Annotated in this window: 12 protein-coding genes; 2 read left to right on the forward strand and 10 right to left on the reverse strand. The window is 63.1% G+C overall.

Going from position 1 to position 17309, the window contains the following annotated elements:
• Positions 1–96: 96 nt before the first annotated feature.
• Entirely contained in the window at positions 97–1821 is a 1725-nt protein-coding gene (locus XI02_RS27065) for a hypothetical protein (RefSeq protein ID WP_026192910.1), read from the reverse strand.
• 171 nt (positions 1822–1992) lie between these two features.
• Here XI02_RS27065 and XI02_RS27070 point away from each other — a divergent pair, with 171 nt between their 5' ends.
• Both XI02_RS27070 and XI02_RS27075 read left to right on the forward strand, forming a co-directional pair.
• The gene (locus tag XI02_RS27070) at positions 1993–2274 is read left to right on the forward strand and encodes a hypothetical protein (RefSeq protein WP_018272191.1); all 282 of its coding nucleotides are present in this window, start codon (positions 1993–1995) and stop codon (positions 2272–2274) included.
• An 88-nt stretch (positions 2275–2362) separates the two neighbouring features.
• Positions 2363–3343: a DUF4424 domain-containing protein gene (locus XI02_RS27075; protein WP_026192911.1), complete on the forward strand. Its 981-nt coding sequence runs from the start codon at positions 2363–2365 to the stop codon at positions 3341–3343.
• A gap of 8 nt (positions 3344–3351) precedes the next feature.
• Here XI02_RS27075 and XI02_RS27080 read toward each other — a convergent pair whose 3' ends face one another.
• The 9 genes from XI02_RS27080 to XI02_RS27120 form a co-directional block, all read right to left on the reverse strand.
• Entirely contained in the window at positions 3352–5157 is a 1806-nt protein-coding gene (locus XI02_RS27080; protein WP_018272193.1) for a serine/threonine-protein kinase, read from the reverse strand.
• Positions 5154–5930 carry a PP2C family serine/threonine-protein phosphatase gene (locus tag XI02_RS27085; protein ID WP_026192912.1) on the reverse strand — a complete coding sequence of 259 codons (777 nt, stop codon included), beginning with the start codon at positions 5928–5930 and terminating at the stop codon, positions 5154–5156. Before XI02_RS27085 ends, XI02_RS27080 begins: the two co-directional genes overlap by 4 nt.
• Before the next feature lie 6 nt (positions 5931–5936).
• Entirely contained in the window at positions 5937–6638 is a 702-nt protein-coding gene (gene tagF / locus XI02_RS27090) for a type VI secretion system-associated protein TagF (protein ID WP_018272194.1), read from the reverse strand.
• Entirely contained in the window at positions 6635–10183 is a 3549-nt protein-coding gene (tssM, locus tag XI02_RS27095; protein ID WP_038380495.1) for a type VI secretion system membrane subunit TssM, read from the reverse strand. Before tssM ends, tagF begins: the two co-directional genes overlap by 4 nt.
• A 45-nt stretch (positions 10184–10228) precedes the next feature.
• Complete coding sequence (gene tssL / locus XI02_RS27100; protein WP_259245462.1) at positions 10229–11602, reverse strand: type VI secretion system protein TssL, long form; 1374 nt, start codon at positions 11600–11602, stop codon at positions 10229–10231.
• Between the two features lie 149 nt (positions 11603–11751).
• Entirely contained in the window at positions 11752–13089 is a 1338-nt protein-coding gene (tssK, locus tag XI02_RS27105) for a type VI secretion system baseplate subunit TssK (RefSeq protein ID WP_018272197.1), read from the reverse strand.
• 48 nt (positions 13090–13137) lie between these two features.
• Positions 13138–14514, reverse strand: a complete 1377-nt coding sequence (gene tagH, locus XI02_RS27110; RefSeq protein ID WP_018272198.1) for a type VI secretion system-associated FHA domain protein TagH — start codon at positions 14512–14514, stop codon at positions 13138–13140.
• A gap of 12 nt (positions 14515–14526) precedes the next feature.
• The gene (locus XI02_RS27115) at positions 14527–15090 is read right to left on the reverse strand and encodes a hypothetical protein (protein ID WP_016843428.1); all 564 of its coding nucleotides are present in this window, start codon (positions 15088–15090) and stop codon (positions 14527–14529) included.
• Between the two features lie 5 nt (positions 15091–15095).
• Complete coding sequence (locus XI02_RS27120; protein ID WP_172647751.1) at positions 15096–16964, reverse strand: type VI secretion system Vgr family protein; 1869 nt, start codon at positions 16962–16964, stop codon at positions 15096–15098.
• Between the last annotated feature and the right edge of the window lie 345 nt (positions 16965–17309).

The raw sequence follows: 17309 nt of genomic DNA on the forward strand, positions 1-17309 counted from the left end.
AGGAATGCCGTCCGGACCTCCGGAAACCAGCGCGCAGGCGGTGATCCATGTTCATCTGTAGCCTTGTTCATCTGTAGTCTTGGCAAGACCTCAGGTTCAGCGCCGTTTATTCGCCGTCTTGCGGCCTGTCGGCGCCTCGGTCTCCTGATAGGCGTTCGCGGAAACGGTCGTCTGATCGTCTGCGAACGCGCGAAAGCGGACCGGAACGTAGCCGCGCGCGAGCAGGCTTGCGAGCGGATAGACGTTGCGGCAGACCCGACCGTTGCAGCCACCGGTCGAGGATTCCATGACCTCGGCCTTGCGATCCGGGGTGAACCGCAGGAACAACATCACGTGGGAACCCGGTTTGTTCAGGGCATCACCAGGCTTGAGGTCCCAGGGGTTGGTCACGGGCGCGGCGATCGCGGGGATGGCGGCGGTCGTGTAGTGGACGGAAAGCCCCCACGCGGCGCTGACGAATGCCGAACAGTCGACACCGGCCACATCCGGCCGTGGCTCGTTGCGGGTGCAGACATTGCCCGCCAGCGTCCCGCTGTCGATCCGCTGCCGGAAATTCGCGAGCGAACCGTGGCAGCCCCAGCAATAGGGCACGCCTCGCACTTCCTGGTTTACCTTGCCCTGCAGATACCACGGCCGGCGAATACGGCTGAAACCGGAGCATTGGCTGTCGGGATCGCTGCCGTAGTTGGCCGGTGTCAGCTTCCACTGAATGCCCTCAAACGCGAAGGCGGTCTCGATCGCCTGCTGACGATTGGACGGCCGCACGGCGGCGGTCGCATTGAACTTGATATCCGGCCGCGCCGCCGCCGGCGCGGCCGCCGTGCGCGACGGCCTGACGTCAATGACGGACACCTTCCCCAGGGGGCGGAAGCCGACACCGACCACCTCGACACCATCCGGCTTGGTGCGCAGAAAATAGACATCGCCGTCGCCCGAGACGGTGACGAACCGCCGGGTCACGGGCGTGTTCTCCAGCGGCAGCTCGTAGATCCCCTCAAGCCGTCCGTTCGCGGCATAGCGTGCGACGAAGGTGGAGGCATTCTTGCCCGACGGAGGAATGTCCTCGGCCAGCACGTAGAAGCGGTCGCTGTTGTCGATCTCGAGAAACTCCACGGTGCCGAGCTGGTTGCGGACCCGCAGGCCGAGCTGACCGATGGTCTCGTTGGAGACCATGGTCTGGATTTCGACCCGAACCCCGGCATTGCCCTTGTCGGGAATGATATCGGCGATCACCGATCCCTTGCTGCGCGAGGCGATATATTGCCGGTCGGGCTGTCGCGTGGTCCTCACGATGGCCGCGCGCGTATCCTGATCCAGCAAGTCGGTCGGGCTGCTCAGCGCCTGGGAGCCCATCTGCGCGAAGGCCGAAATGGCGACCTGGTCGTCGGTTCCGCGGGATGAGACTTCCTCCAGCTGGATCACGTCTCCGCCCAGCCCGCGGGTGGACTGGCCTGGTGCCGCCTTCAGCATCCGTACGCCGCCGTCCCAAACCATGATGTCGTCGTTATGGACGACGAGGTCGGTGGGCTGCACATCGCCGGGCATCTTCAGGATGTCAGGAGCCGTGTTCGGTTGTTTGGGGTCGAACTGCAGAATGCGGCCATTGATTTGATCGAGCACAAACAGGTTTCCCTGCCCGTCAGCGCTGAGCGCTTGCGGGCCCGCGAGTTCGACGTCCTGGCTGGCCGCGACGATCCCCACCATGGATGCAGCCGAACCGCCGGCAAAGCTTCGCACGACCGCATCGTCGGCCCTAGCCCCGGTGGCAGCTATGGCCGCGCCGACGATAGAGAGCCAGATCCAGCTAGATCGACGAAGCATATCCGCCTCAATGTAACCGAACCGAATGCGGCGTCAGTCCGACTAATCCAAGACTGCCTAATCCAAGACTGCACGAGTGCAGCGTCAATTAGTGGCGAGCAACCCCGATCCCGTTCAACTCTTTCACTGGACGGTGATAGTCCGAACTCCTTCAGCTTGCAGTGCAAAATCATGGCCCGAAACAGATTTGAGCAAGTCAGCGAAATCCAGCCCGACGCGATTACGCTGGTTTTGAGACGCGACAATGCCGGCGCCTCCGGGTCAATCGTGTTGCCGGCCGCCGCAAGCGGGGGACGCCTGAGCAGCGACCAGGTCAGCGCCGATCTGCCGGCCCAGGATGCCTTTCGCGGCGCAATCCGTCTCGCCAATGACATGAAGCTCGCGATCGTGGTTTGCGACCCCGATGGCGTCTGGAAGCCGGAATGGGGCGACCTTTACCAGGCGATCGATTGACCCACACCGACACACGCTGCGGCGCCGCATGGAGGCCGGCATGGCAAATGGAGCGTTAAGCGGGCTGTCGTTGAGGTCGCGAGCCTTGATGATCGTTCTGTTGGCCGCAACCGGCTGGCCTGCGCGGGCGAACGATTCGGCGGCAGAATTGTCCATCGGCGGGCTGCAATTCGTCCGCACCAAGGACGTGGCCATGGCGAGCGAGGAGCTTCGAATCGGGCTGGACCGGGTCAGCGTTCGCTACCAATTCGTCAACCAGACGAGCAAGCCGGTTGCGCTCACCGTTGCCTTTCCGCTGCCCGACATCGATTTGTCCGAAGCCGAGAACATTGCGTTTCCATCGAGCGATCCAGTCAACTTCGTCGCGTTCGAAACCAGGATCGACGGCAACGCGGTGCCGCTGACCATCGACCAGCGCGCCATGGTCGGCAACAAGGACGTCACCGCCCTCCTCCGTCAGTTCAAACTGCCTTTGCTGCCGCTCGGTGATCGGGAGATCCGGGTCGCCGACCTGCCGGCGACAACCCGCACGAAGCTGATCGATGATGGCCTTCTGATGCCTGCCGGCATGAGCGACAACGGTCGCCAGCAATATACGCCCGGCTGGATAACCAAGACGTCCGCCGTTCGCGAGCAGGTGTTTCCAGCGGCGCGTACCGTCACCGTCGAACATCAATATCGCCCGAGCGTCGGCTCCAGCCCTGACACGGTCCTGCGCTCGGGCCTGCGTCGCAGCGCAGCGCTAGGTCCGGAAGTCGAGCGGTACCGGAGAGACTATTGCGTTACGGACGCGTTCCTTGCCGAATTGGACAAGCGCACAGGTGACAGCCAGGCCAATACCGCAAAGCTGCAGGAGCGGCGCATTTCCTACGTGCTCAAGACGGGCGCGAACTGGGCGGGACCAATCCGGTCCTTCACGTTGACGATCGATCCGGGCGGCGACGACCGTCTGGTCAGTTTTTGTCCGGGGCATCTCAAGCCGTCATCTGCCGACAACGCGCGGCAGTTCACGGCGAGCGACTTCAAGCCGGATGCCGACCTGAAGATCCTGATGATCGGCAGATTCTGAACGGCGGCTCAATTGGTGAGCATCACATACCGTCCAGCCGCGGTGATGGTGACGTTGCCGCGTTGAGCTTCGCTCGTCGCCTGCAGGAAGAATGTGTCGGCAGCCATCGGTCGCGGCTGGCGCAATGAATCCAGGACCCGCGGGGCTGCGACGGCCAACAGGAGTTGCGGACCGGTCGTACGCTCCATCGGCAGAGCAAAGGAAAGCGAGTCGACGCCCGGCTTCAGGAGATAGGACAGGCTGCGCACCTCGCCGCGATCCGAGACCATGAGCAGTTCCACCACCCGGTTGGCAAAATTCTCGACGGTCCCATTGAGGGTCTCGCCGGCCTTCAGCTCCGTCGCCGACAGGTTGATGCGGGGCGCACGCGCTTGATCGCTTCCGACCTGACTGAGGAATTTGACGGCCGGACATTGTGCCTGATTCACCTGCCTGACGCCGACCGACGCCTCAAATCCCTGCTCCTTTCGAAACGCCTTGTCGAAGGTATCGAACGGGGCGGTCGAAGCGCCGAAGCCTTCAATGACGGCTGCACTTGAGCTCACGGCAACAGGCAGGATGAAGAAGCAGTCGCCGCCCGCATATTGGGCAACATATTTGCGGATGCGCTCGGCTCGACCCGGCCCGTCGGGGGACGGAGACGGCGTCAACGTCGGCTGAGACGGCAGCTTCACCGGCTCCTGACGTGCTGGCGGTGGCGGAGCAGGCTCGCTCGGCGGCGTGGATGTCCCGGCGAGTTTCGGAGGTGGCGGCAAAGCCGCCAAGCCCGATGTCCTCCAGACAAATTTATAGAAGGTGTACCCACCGCCGCCCAGCAGAAGCAGCAACCCCGCGACGCAGGCGCCGAGCCAGATGCGGCGGGAGTCCCGCGTGGTCGATGGCGCCCGCTCCTGCGGCGCAGATGCACCAGCCTGAGAATTCGCCAATGGATCGAAGCCGTAGAGCGGTGCTGCGGACGGCTGTGCCGAACCCGTCGGCGTCCAGTTGGCGACCTCCGCCATGGTCGGGCGCAAGGCCGGGTCCGGCTGCAGCATCCTCTCGAGAAGCGGCCTGATGCGCATGTCGACTGCGCCGAGATCGGGCACGCGCCGACGCTTCTCGACCAGTTGAAACTGGCTCCCGCCCATATCGAGCTTCTGTCCGGTCAGGGCATGGAACAGCACGAGACCAAAGCTGTAGACGTCGGATTTCGCGGTGACATCGTTGCCGTACAGGCCGACCTGTTCCGGCGACGCGTAATTGTCCTTGCCGGCGAAGCCGGAACCGATGATGGTCTTGTCGCCCATCTGCGTTGACCGGGCGATCCCAAAGTCGATGATCTTCGCCCGCCTTACATCGTCGAGCGGCACGATAATGTTGTCGGGGGAGACATCGCGATGGATAATGCCGTGCTCGTGAGCGGCCTGAAGGCCCGATGCGACCCGCCGCATCAATTTGATCAGCGCCTCGAAGGTCAGCGGCCCATCGTCGAGCATGTTCGACAGCGAGCGCCCGTTGACAAACTCCATCGCCAGATACGGGCGCTGCAGTGCGGGTTCGACCGTGAACAGGAAGTAGCGAACGATTGCTTCGTGCGGAAGATTGTGAAGTGCGGCTGCCTCCCGCCGGAACAGCACAAGCGCCGCCTCGTTGTCGACCATGTCGGGAAGCAGCATCTTGACCGCAACGGGCGATCCGGTCTGGATCTCGCGGCATCGATAGACCTCCCCCATGCCGCCTGCCCCGATCATCGCCTCGATCTCGTAGATGCCGTTGAGCCGGGTGCCGGCCGGCACACCGCGGTAGGATGACCGAAACGGATCGTTCGCGCTCATGGTCGCGGCTCCGGATCGAGCGGCGTCCTCGTGGGCTCCGAGGATCGTGGCGCGAGCAACCGCACGATCACGATCGTGACGTTGTCGAGCCCGCCGCGATCAAGCGCGAGCGCGAGCATGTCGTCGCAGGCTGTCTGGGCAAGGCGAGTGGCCGCGTGCTGCTCGATCTCGTCGTCCCGCACGTGTCGGGTCAAGCCGTCGCTGCAAATCACGAAGATGTCTTCCGGCTCGGCCGGACCGGTCACCACCTCGAGCTCGGGATCGGCGACGACACCAACAGCCCGGGTGATGGCATTGCTCGGCCAGTCCTGGACCTCTTCGCGCGATAGCGCGCCATCGGCGATCAGTTCCTCCAACTCGCTATGATCGTGCGACACCTGTGTGATGCCGTGGCGGTTGATCAGGTACACCCGGCTGTCACCCGCCCAGATGCAGGCATAATGGCCGTCGCGTACCAGCAGGACTGCCGTTGTGGTCCCGACAATGGCACCCTGCCTTTCATGGCTGAGTGCCAGGATCTGCTGGTTGGCGCTGAACAGACGCGCCTCGCATTGCGCCAACAGGTCCGCCGCGGAGTCCGGCGCGCCGATCGCATCAAGCGACTCCACCACGATGCGGCTGGCAAGATCGCCCGCCTCGTGGCCGCCCATACCGTCGGCGACGGCCCACAGGCCGACGTCGGTTCTTACCAGGTATGAATCCTCATTCCGGGCCCGCACCCGTCCGGCGTGAGTGACGCTACCGACATCGAACAAGGAGGGGACGTGTGCCATCGCGCGTCATCCCGTCCCGGATACTTCGCGGCCAACGTCGCCGGTCAGCAACGTGGAATAGCGAAACGGATCCGGCAATCCGCGGCAACAAAGTGCGATCGGCGAGAACCCTTCGCCTCCGGCGGTCCACCAGAAGCTAGCCGCGGCATAGACTTGAGGGTTGGCGCCGCAGAGCGTGCCGAACGACTCGGCAAACCCATCGACCGTCGAAACCATTCCCAGCGTCGCGTCGCCCAGCGGCACGACCGGCGGTCCATCAGTCCCCGGCGTCCGCAGACGCGGAAGCGCGAGACGATCCAGTGCATCGGAGATCTGCTCGAACGTCGCAGCCCGGTCCAGGGTCGAGAGCAGAAACGTCTCCACTTGCCCATACCACTCGTCCTGCGGGTCGATGTGCGGCGGCGGCAGCGCGGCGTCACCATCCGGCACCGCATGCAGCGTCAACGGATAGTATCGCCCCACACCGTCAAGCGAGGGCATGATCGCTCCTGCGACGGTGGTGCCGCAGATCGCGGCGCCAAGCCAGAATCGCCAAATCGGCGCAGTCAGGAATGCTTCCTGCCAGCCGGCGCCGAGTTGATGGCGGCTCGCGGAAATGGCAGCTTGCACCCACGGCTCCCAGACTTCCAGGAAGTTACGCGGCGTCGCGATCGCGATGAAATCACGCTTCGCGCCGATCTTGCCGAATAAGCCGCATCGCATGGTCATATTCCGGTCGGGCAACGAAACTCGCGGAGCACTGACAGGTTGAGTGGATTGCGCAACGATCCGGTCGAAATCTGATAGTTGAGCTCACGTCCGGCAACAATGAAAGTTGCGCTGGCGGATTCCGCCTTGGCGACCAGCGAGCCGGCCTCCAGCATTCGGAACAATGACCAGGGGCCGATGCGCTCGAGCACGGATGGCGAGCCGGTCTCGTTACTGACCGAAATTGCCGTCCGCGGCGACGGACCGGGCCAGAGCACCGTTGTCGGTGAATTACTCTGCGGCGGCGGCGGAGGAGCGGCTTGCGGCGCACCAAACATGGAGGGAGTTGGGGCTGGTCCTGGTGTGGTTGGGCTCGTGATCGTCGTGCCGCCGATCTCGGTCTTGACTGTGATGCCCGGTCCGGCCGCAGCCGGCGGCCGAATTGCAAAGGACACCGCCGGCACACCACCGCCAGTTTGGAAGAAGGCATCGCGGATATAGGCGGCGTTCTGGAACTGCTTCAATGTGTCGGGCGAGAACGATCGGCCGACGGGGCTCTCCTTCCGCCAGACCCATTCGGACCGCGACGTATCCGCATAAGGCGCCAGGAATTGAGTGAAGAACTTGTCCATGATGCCGTTCGGGCTGAACAGCTTGGCGAAATCCGCAAGGGGGACTTCCTGACCACTGCCCCGCACGAACGGATAGCGGTTGGTCACCGTCTGCTGACAGACCGGCGTGACCTGATCGCGCAACGACTGCAGGATCTGACCGGCCGTGGAGGCGGCGATGCTGCCTTCGAACTCCGCGGCCGCCGCCCGCAGCATATCGGAAAATGGTGGCGGCATACGCGAGGCATTGTTGCGCAGCGCTGCAACCTGGGTCTGAAGCCCCGCCGTTGCTTGCGCCGTCAGTTGCGGATTCTCGACCATCAGCGTCAGATTCTGCGCGATGTCGTTCAGGTTTGCGATCGTCGAGTCGATCGGCCGGCGGGTGCTCTCCCCTTCAAGGACTGCATGGTAGGGTTTGAACTGCGACTCGATCGCCGCGCCAGGCGTACCATCCTGGGCATTGTTGAACAGCGCTGGCGTGGTCACCGCGGGCGGCGCGGCTGGCGTGCCGGCGCTCGCCGGCTTCGGGCGTTCCTTGGTCAGCATCGTCTCATCGCGCACCGACTCCAGGATTTGCCGCATCGGCGAGGTCGGTGCCGAGAGCGCTCTCAGCACTTCGTATTTCGGCTTGTCCGCGAGCAATTTCTTCAGACGCAGACTGCCGAGCGCAGTCCGCCACGTCGTCACGAACTCATTGGAGTAGATGCTGAGCAGATCGCCAGCCAGGTTGTCATACTGCTGGTCGATTGCCGACTGCTGGCCGGCGTCACCCAAGACCCAGCGCTCGCGCTTCATGCGCTCCGACAATCCGGGCAGTCGAGCGATGAACTTCTGATTGAAGCCGTTGTAGGTGAAGAACTCGGGCACCCGCACATTGTCCAAGGGCTGCCCATTTGTGGCTTCGAAGACAACTGCCACGTCCGGACCGCCTCGGCGGCTGGCGATCCAGTCGCCGGCGGTCGATCCACGAGCCTCCGACTTCAGGAACTCGTAGGCGCGTTGCGACACGCTGAGGCGCGCCAATGAATTCTGGGCCTGCTTGATCAGCCGGCCGTCAAGCTCGACCAGCGGCGGCTGTTCGGTTTCGAGGTCGAACATGGCGACGAGATTTTCATCGAGCAGACGCCGCCCTTCCGCGTTGGTCGCGCCGGGATAGAGGTTGTCCGCCCAGTCGCGCTGCATCCAGGAACGGATGAGCTCGCGGTCCGGGGATTGCAGGCCGCCGAGCATCAGGTAGACCTTCAGCGCCTCATAGACGAAGGCAGGCTCGTTGATACGCGCATTGAGCTGCTCTTCCAGGCGGTACAGCAAGCGAGGCCTGAACATGCGCTCAAGCGCGGTGTGATAGGCCGCCTTCGCGGGCGACAACAGGCGCGCGTGCTGACTGAGCCCGTAGCGCGCCGAAAGTGCTACCGGCTCATTCCGCGAGGCATAGCCGGCCGGGGCATTCCGCAGCCGATAGAGCAGCGGCAGCACCTTGTCGAGATCGTGATCGGCAATCAGCGTTTGCTTGATGAGCGGCGCGCCGGCGGCCGCATACTCGTTGTCCGCCTGCAGGCTCTGCTCAATCAGCTCGGAGTTGCGCTTGTAGCTGGTCAGCCACGCACCGATCAGCCCGATCGCCACCAAACCGATCACCGACAGCGCCGCGGTCTTGAGGATCAGAGCGCGGCGAACCGCAGCACGATCGGTCGAGACCCAGTCGGCCTCGCCGATGATGACCTTCGAAATCAAATCGGCGAGGAAATAGCTCTTGCCGGTTCCGGAGTACGATCCGGCGCCGACCTCCTCCGCGCCGAACGTGCGCGCCAACGATCCGATCAATTGATCGATCGGCGTACCCTGCTGGGTGCCCGACGTGAAATAGAACCCACGCAGATTGGCGTTCACGTGATACCGCGTCGGCTCGAAAATCTGGTTGAGGAAATCGTGGATTTGCGGCTTGAGCCGCGCCATCTGCGCCGGAAAGCCGAACAACTGCACCCGGTGCTGCGGCGTCGGCTCGTCCTGCAGACGATCGAGCGTTTCCTCGCTCAGACGTTCCAGCAGGCGATCGAACTCGACCGGGACCTGTCCCACCAGATTCTGGGTCTTGTCGGCGGTCTGGAACGTGGCGCCCCAGACCTGGCGCCGGCCGGCCTCGCTAAGATAGGCAAAATATTCGGTGAAACCGGCAACCAGATCGGCCTTGGTGAACAGCGCGTAGACCGGGAAGCTCACTTTCAGCCTTTGATGCAGCTCGAGGAGCCGCATCCTGATGGCATCGGCATGAAGCGCGAGTTCCTGCTTCGGCAGCGTCAGCACGTCCTCCAGACTGATCGCGACGAGAACGCCGTTGATCGGCTGGCGCGACCGATTCTTTTTCAGGATGTCCAGAAAGGACAGCCAGCTTTCCTTGTCGGCCTTGCTGTTTGAATCCTGGGTTGTGTAGCGACCGGCGGTATCGATCAGCACCGCCTCCTCGGTAAACCACCAATCACAGTAGCGAGTCCCGCCGACCCCGGCGATCGCCGCCGGCGTCGCCCCGCGCGCGAGCGGAAACTTGAGCCCCGAATTGACCAGCGCGGTGGTCTTTCCCGCACCGGGCGGGCCGATGATGACGTACCAGGGCAGATCGTAGAGATAACCGGACTTGTTGCCGCTCGCGGTCTTGAGTGTCGCGAGCGCATCCTTCATGCGCTCCTTGAGCACCGGCTCGTCGCTGACAGCCTGGTCCGCACCGCTGACGCCGTCGGCGATCTCTTTGGCATTCTTGCGTCGCTTGAAGAAATGAAGGCCGGTGATGCCTGCGGCCGCGGCGCCGAGCAGCAGGATCGCGATCTGGCGAACGATGTGATTTTCCAACGGATGCCAGTCGCCGAAAGCAACGAAGGGACCGGCAAGGTAGATCACCGCCCCAAGCGAGCTGAACCCGACTCCATAGAGAACGATGCGTAGAATGTCCTTGGCGAGCATATTGACCGGTACCTGTCGCTTATCGCGTGAGCTTCTGGCGTCCGCCTATTCGCTGCGTTCGATGAAGATTTCGACCCGACGGTTCTTGGCACGCCCCTCGGGCGTCGAATTGCTGGCAATCGGTGAATCAGATCCCTTGCCGTCGACATCGATGCGCGAACCATCGGCCAGGCTGGGCTTCAGCGCGGCGGCAACCGCCTTGGCGCGCTCGACCGACAGTTCGAAGTTCGAGGGGAAACGCACGGTGCGGATCGGCGAGCTGTCGGTATGGCCAACCACCCGGATTCGGCCCGGCTCCTTGTCGAGCGTCGCCGCAACGCGGGCCGCGATCGGCTTGAAACCATCCAGGATGGTTGCCTGGCCCGAGGCAAACAATGCGAGATCGCAGACCCTGATCACGATGAAGCTCGCCGTCTGATCCGCGGTCATGGCGCAGGCCGTCTTCTCCTGTGCAAGTGCGTTGCGAATGCGCTGCAGCTGCGTGATGCGGTCCGGGGGTGGCGGCGGAGGCGGTGGTGGCGGCGGCGCAACGACGCGGCGCTTGAGCTCGATCGGATCGCCGGGATGCAGTGCCAGCGCAACTTGCGCAGCATTCTCTGCACGGCCAGCCAGCAACGTCCGCAGAACGAAATAGGATCCGGTCAGCAGCGCGGCGACCACGGCCGCCACCAGCCAAACGGGGATACGCAAGTGCTTCCGCCGACCGGCCAAGGCCTGGCCGCGCCAGTGCGGCGACAAATCGTTGGTCGGCTTGGGCCGAACCCGGCGCAGCGTTTCATAGAGGTTGCGCTGGATCACCTGGAGGTTCGCAAGCCCGCCCGGCGACGTCCGGTGAATGCCCTGGAATCCGAGCGCAAGGCAGGCGTGCTGAAGCTCGAGCACTGGATAGTTGACGAGCGGATCGGTCTTCAAATGGTCGAGAATCTCGAAGAAGCGTACGCCGCCCACGCGCTCGCCGAAGAACCGGCTGAGCATCGAATATTGGGCCCAAACGTGTCGATCGTCGGTCGGTATGTGCTGCACAATATCGTCGGCGGTAGCGCACAGGATATACTTCGCGGTATTGGCCTGGTGCTCGGAAATGCCGGCCGAGCGGATATCCTTCTCGAAGAACTTGATGGCGTCGGCGACCTGCTCCATCAGGCTCGCGAATGACGCCCGCATCAGCGCGACGCGCAGCCGGCCAAGCAATTGCAGCAAAGGGCCACCGGCGCGCATCACCGGATTGGCGTTTGGTGCAACCAGATCGTCGACACGCAACGGTGGTCCGGGCGGCAGGATCGGTTGCGGCGCCTGAGCCGGCGCCGGTGTCGAAATCCATTCCTCTGACGGCTGGCTGGTCGGCAGGTTGGCGTAGCTTGCGCTCTGCGGTACGGGAGAAAATGAAGGCGGTGGCGAAGGGCCACCCGGCGTAGCCATGGGCGATGGCGAGTACGCCGGACGGCTGGCAGGCCCCTCGCCTGCCGGAGGTTGAGGGGCCGGAGCCGGCGGCATCTTCCCGCCGGGGTTCGGACGGATGATGGTCCGCTCACCCCGACCGAAAGGATTAACCGGCTTGTCCCTGTCGGTCATGGCCGCTCTTCCAGGATGGCCCAAAGGTACAACTCAAGCTCCGGCCAGTCGCCGGAAAAATGCATCCCGATCGACGCCGCTGTGCTGAACTCGGGCCACAGCGGCGACTTGCGATCGAGATAGAAATAGACGTGGTCTGTGATGGCCCGGATGTGCGGTGGCGGCGTCGGCAGATGCACCAGGGTCAAACCCGGCAGGTTTGCGTGCACAATCTCGGTCATTTTCGTGTTGGGCCCGACCTTGAACAGGTGCGGGAATTCATTCTGAATCTCCACGAGCGGCCGCCGCGCGGCGACCTCAAGCACCAGCGTCGCATTCCGGAACAGCGCGCGATCGCGGATCGGCGATACAAATGCGTTCTGGGCACGTTCGATGATCTCCAGACGGATCGCCCGCCTGCCCAACCGCGCGCTCAGGAAATCCTGGATGTCGCGCACCAGGGGCGTGAAGACGTATTCGAGGTTGTCGTGATCATATACCGGGTAGTCCCGTGCGCGCCGTTCGGTGGTCGCGAAGGTCGCAAGCTCACCGGCAAACCTCAACAGTTCCTCGTACAACCGCTCGGGATGTACGCTGCCGGACCGCTTGAAATGAGTCAGCACCGGAATGGTCCGGTTCAGCACCTGCAGCACCAGATAATCGACGCTTTGCAAGCCGCCGCCGGACGAAGGATCGACTGCGTAGCGCGCCAGCTCGTCGAGCTTGGTCTCAACCCAGCCGATGATTCGATTGAGCCAGCCATCGACAACCGGATGCGCGGCGCAGACCAGCATCGGCGGCACAAATTTGTCGTCGAACAGGATATTCTTGTCGCGCACTTCGAGGATGCGAGCGATGCCGAGCCCCATGTATCCCGGCTTGCTCGTCTTGCGCAGCTCGAACGAGAGCCGCGGATAGACAATGTCGATCTCTTCCTCGATGCGCAGCGCCGAGGTTGAATCGATAAACGTCTCGGCAGTCCGAACGTAGCGACTTGCGCTGTCGGTGCGATCCTCATCCACCTCCCGCGTATTGGGCGCCGCGACCGGCATCATCAGCCAGACGATCTGGCCAGCGGCCGAATCCGGCACTTCGATGGCTTCCGGGATCGGACTGTCGGCAGGAATATCGAACGGCGTTCCGTCCGGCATGACGCCGGTCGCACTGCGCACGGCGAACTTGCTCTGCTGAGTAAGATCGTTGTCGATCTCGAGCTGGGCGAAGCCCCAGGGGTACGGTGTCGTGTAACGAACGCGCTTTTCCAGCAGATGCTCGAGATAGCGATCGTTCTGCTGCAGATGATGCGGCCGCAGGAACAGACCTTCCGACCAGAAAACTTTGCTGTACCAGGACATTCCTACATCCACTTGGCAATGATCGGCGACTGCATCGTCACCGACAGTTCACTTTGACCCCGATTTGTCTGTGCGGTCGTAATATTCGGAGAAATGCAGCATGAAGGTATCGATCGGCGCGCTTTCGTCGCGACCGAGATGCGCGTTCCAGCGCGTCAAAAATTCATCCCAGAGCTTGCTCTTGTTCGAGCCAAACAAGGACCTTGCGCCGCGCTGAAGCTCGAGCTCGCGCGCCATCAGCGTCGGATCGATACTGGCGATCAGTCCCCGGACGGCATGCTGCATTGCCGCATAGGTCTTCAATTGGTGGGATTTGAGGTCCTTGAAGCCCTGGGCGAAGGCATGCGGCGCATCGAGGTAACTGCGCGTCGGCGGCCCGAACAGGATACGCATCGCGTCTTCCGCGGTCGGCGAGAATTTCAGCGGATTGTTCTCGATGGCCTGGATGGTGGTTTGGCTGGTGCTGCGCGTCAGCTGCTTGGCCTGGGTCCGCGCCTGCAGCAGGGCCATCAGGTTTTCCACCGTCATGCGCAGGATGACGCCAAGCTGTTCCGCGAGTTCGGCTTCGGTCTTGTCGGCAAAGAAACCGTCGGGCAGCCCGGCAGCACGTGCAACCAGGCGCGCAAATTCGGGGTTGCCGATCGGCGCGGCCGTGGCCGGTGTCGGCTCGGCCAGTTGCGGCCGCGGCGCTCCCATATGCCCTGCCGGTGAGGGAGCCGGCGGTGGCGGGACAGCCGCTTCGTCGTCGGCCCATACCGATGGTCGGCGCGGCGTCGGCATCGCGTGCAGCACGTCGACCGGCGGTTTTGGCGTGGCGACCGGACCGGCTGCCCAGCTCATGTCGTCGTGCAGCGGCGGCTCGCGCTGAGGCATCTGCGGCGAATGCCGGACAGGATCCATACCCGCCGGCGGAACGCTCGCCGCCCAGTCCAGGAATTCCGGATTGACGGGCCGCGCGGCCTCGCGCGGTTTTCGCAACTGCTGCGGGTCGATCGGCGGCGGCACGTCGCGACCGGGAGCCCACAGTTCCTGGTAATCGGCGTGCTGCCGAGCGAGCGGAGCTTGCTGCTGCGCGCCATGGCTCGGCGTGCCCTCGGCAGGCTCATCCAGGTCCAGCGAAACGCCAATGACATAGTGGCCGATGACGAGCCGATCGCCATTGCGCAGCCGGTGCGCTCCCCGCATGCGCTGGTCGGCACCGTTGAGAAAGGTGCCGTTGGTCGAGACGTCGTGCAACCAGTAGCCGCCGTCGCGATAATGGATCTCGCAATGCTTCCCCGAAATCATCCGCGCCGGATCGGGCAATGTCCAGTCGAGATGGCGGTCCCGGCCAATGTCGACCGAACGCCTTCCGGTGACGGTAAATGACACGGGGCCGCCGTCTGGAAGGGTCGGCTCGTTCTCGATGTTAAAGCGAAGCACCATCACATCGTCTCGTCAGCGTGGAGGGCGCGGTTCGCCGCGTGCCAATTGAATACCATCCTCCAGGCAGGCCGTCATTATCCGGTCCCTGGACTCGCGGGTGAGCCGGCAGAGGCCGATCAAAAGGGCTGCGCGAACCGCCCGCGCCGTCTGATCCGGCTTGGCTTCGACCGGTGCGAATTCCGCGGGAACCACGCTTCCGCCGGACCAACCCGCCGCCAGCGCCAGCCAGGTCGCCGGCTGCTCGGGATCGTTGGCATTGCCGACCGCCAAAGCCTTGTTGCGCGATTGCTCGTCCGGCTGCCGGACCCAGGTCTCGGCAAAATTGAGCGACCTGCCTTCATTGCCGTCGAAATGGTCGAACATCTGCCGCAACGAGCGACAGCCCCAGGCGACGGCCACACGCCTGGGGAGCAGATACGCGCAGAAGGACACAGCCTGGTGCCAGTTGCCCGCATCGGCCGCCTCCTGCAGGAAGTCCAACGACAACTTGTCCGGAGCGGCTTTGCCGACGTCGTAGCGCGCCAGCGGATAGGCTTCGAAGAGATCGTGGACTGTGCTGAACCGAACCTGATTCATGGCTGTCAGCCGACAATGGTTGGCGTGCCGTGGGCAACCAACGGGCCGCCGGCCGCGAGCGCCATGGCGGCCTGCGCGGTCATGGTGATGGTCGGCGCGTTGATGACGATGCCGGCTGGAGACAGGATGATCTGGCTTGGACCAACCTGCAGGGTGATATTGACGTTGGCCGTGAGGGTAATGCTCAGGCCCGCATCGACCGACTGATCCATCGCCAGCTTGATGTGCTGACCGCCCAATTCGATATCAAGCTTGTCGTTGCCGTTCTTGAGCGTGGTCTTGCGGGTATCGCCGCCGAACGCGGCCTCGCCAATGGTCCTGGTCTCGGTGTCGCGGACCGTGACGTCGTAGTCCTTCTCGGCGTGCACGGTGATCTTCTCGGACCCCTTCTTGTCCTCGAAGTTCCATTCGTTGTAGCCGCCGCCTCCCTTGGTCGAGTCGGACTTCAATCCCGCAATCGTCTTCTTGGACGGCAGATCGTAGGGCAGCTTGTATTCATCGTTGTAGACGGTCCCTATCACCAAGGGCCGGTCGGGATCCCCTTCCAGGAATTCCACGACCACCTCCTGCCCGACGCGCGGGATGATCTGACCGCCCCAGCGCTTGCCGGACCAGACTTGCGCCACGCGCAACCGGCATGAGCGCTTCTTCTTCCGATCCCAGAAAAAGCGAACATAGATTTCGCCCAGCGACTCGACGTCGATTTCCTCGCTCGAATTGTCGTCCTTGGTCACCACCTTGGCGGTCTGAATGCCGTTGATCCTCGGCTTCGGCGTCGTCATGGGAGATCGAAACGGCCGATCGCTTGGCAGAAATTCGTAGCTGCCGAAGTAGACGTGCTGTCCGGCGTCACCGGGGCCGCCAGTGCGATAGGATTCGATGGAAAACGAGTGAGCTGCCCGTACCACGAGATATTCGACGTTCTGCGAGTCTTTCGCGTGCTTCTCGAGCTTGGTTAGTCCGCCGGGGAAAAGGTTGACGGCGTCGCCGTTGCCCCGGCGGCGCCGATCCATCGCCTGCTCGGCCTGGAGCTGGATCTTCGCGTATCGCTCGCCGTCGGACTTCTCCTTGAACTTGCCGGGATAGTCGTAGAACTCCATCTCGGATCGTGTGTAGTGCTCGGAGCCCTTGGCGTCACTGATCATCTGCGCGTTGGGCTTCTGATAGTTGTAATCGTTGAGCTCGATCTTCCCGGTGCGGAACCGGCGTTCGGAAGCCCATTCATAAATATGCTGCTCGCCGCGACGGTCGGAGCCGGAGAGCGGGATGTAGGGGATCTTGGCGAGACCGTTGATGGGGCTGTGCGAGGACTTGGAGTCAGCCAGCACCAACGTGTGCTTGCCGCCTTCATGCTTGAAGAAGTAGTAGATCCCGTGCTGCTCCATCAACCGGCAGACGAAATCCAGGTCGGTCTCGCGATATTGAACGCAGTATTCGAGCTTTGGACATGAGCCCTCTTCGGTAAGCTTGGACTCATAGTCCGTGAAGCCGCGCTCGTTGAAGACCTCCTTGATGATGTCGGGCGCCTTCTTGTCCTGAAAAATCCGGCAATCGGTGGTCCGCGACAGCAGCCACAACCAGGGCCTCAGCACGATCCGATAACTGAAGTAGTCGTTCTTCACCCCCAGCCATTGGGCTTCTGTGAGAATGCCGCTGAACTCGCGTTCCTTCTCGTGCAATTTGATGGTGAGGGTGCACTGCTTGCCGATGGTCCGATCGAAGTCGAGATCGGCTTCCTCGCTGAGACATTCGATGCGGTATTCGAACAGTTCACTCAGACCTTCGGCGGCCTCGAACCGGGCAAAAACCAGAACGTCCTTGCCAAGGGGGGTCTTGAGCTCGCAGAGGCGGGTATCCTGGGTAAGCTGGCCCATGTGGGCGTTAAACTCCCTCGTTGACCGCACGAGCTGCGCAACCGGCGCATCAGGCGGTCAAGCACGAACGACCGAAATCCGAGCCGTCCATCGCTGGGATGGCCGACAAGTCCGCCCGGTGTCTCCTCTCCCGGCGCGGCGAAGCATTGCCTGAGGAAGCCACTGCGGCACTCATGTAGTCGGTTCCAAGCGCTTGCCGGTTCACGGGAAACCGCCATCATCGCGGGAATGAACCGAGGCCGGCGTTGATCTGACCTACCAGTCAATCGGATCATGATCCCCCGCGTGATCCGCCAGATGTCCCGGACCTGGTAGAGGGGCCAGACCCCCGCAGACGGATCCTCT

The sequence above is a fragment of the Bradyrhizobium sp. CCBAU 21365 genome (assembly GCF_015291305.1).
Taxonomy (GTDB): Bacteria; Pseudomonadota; Alphaproteobacteria; order Rhizobiales; family Xanthobacteraceae; genus Bradyrhizobium; species Bradyrhizobium elkanii.